Origin of the sequence: Brevibacillus sp. MCWH (assembly GCF_013096935.1) — a bacterium.
GTDB lineage: Bacteria > Bacillota > Bacilli > Brevibacillales > Brevibacillaceae > Brevibacillus > Brevibacillus aydinogluensis.
Map to the genome: position 1 here is coordinate 1 of NZ_SDLF01000075.1, position 743 is coordinate 743.

At 33.4% G+C, this 743-nt stretch carries 1 protein-coding gene; it reads right to left on the reverse strand.

What is annotated here, in order from left to right; translation table 11 throughout:
• The coding region (locus ETC00_RS19410) for an N-acetylmuramoyl-L-alanine amidase (protein WP_171567694.1) at positions 1 to 743 on the reverse strand (743 nt) is incomplete at both ends.

The following is a 743-nucleotide window of genomic DNA, read 5'->3' on the forward strand; positions in this document are numbered from 1 at the left end:
TATTTACCGTTTACCCAACCATATGATTCCTTTTTATAAGAAATTTTTAACCAACCATTTTCTTCTCCTAGAATATCAACTTTTTCACCTTTTTTCAACGTACTTAAAATTTTACCGTCTTTACTAGGTGTTTCGCGCACATTTAATGATTCGCAATTTACAACTGTTTTCGTTTTTAAATCAATATAACTCTTTCCTACATATGCGTAACCATTATTAGAAAGAGAAATTTTATACCATCCATTTTCTTGTCCAACAATAGAAACTTTAGTACCCTTTTTAAGAGTTGTAATAACTTTATGGTCTACACTAGGACCTTGTCTAACATTTAAACTATCAGCATTTACTACACCTGTAGTTTTTACGTACTGGTTGGATTGCTGTTTAACTGGCTCTTTTACAGTCTCTGTGACAGGTTTTTTAACTTCCTTTGTTGATACTTTTAAATAGTCTAAAATTCCTAAAGCGATTGCTCGACCAATTTTGTCTAGTTTCTCGTCGCTATCTATTCTACTCTTATCTGAAGAATCAACAAAAGCTGGTTCTAAAATGATAGCAGGCATTTTAGCCCCACGTAATACAGCATAATAATCTAATCCGTTAGAACCTTTTCTAGAAAATACTGATTTAGGTCTTAAAGGAATCCCAGCGTTTTTATTTAACGAAGATACGACTTTTTCAGCGAGCTCTTTACTACCATCGTTTCTAATACTATGGATAGCTTCAGCACCTGTACCTCCACC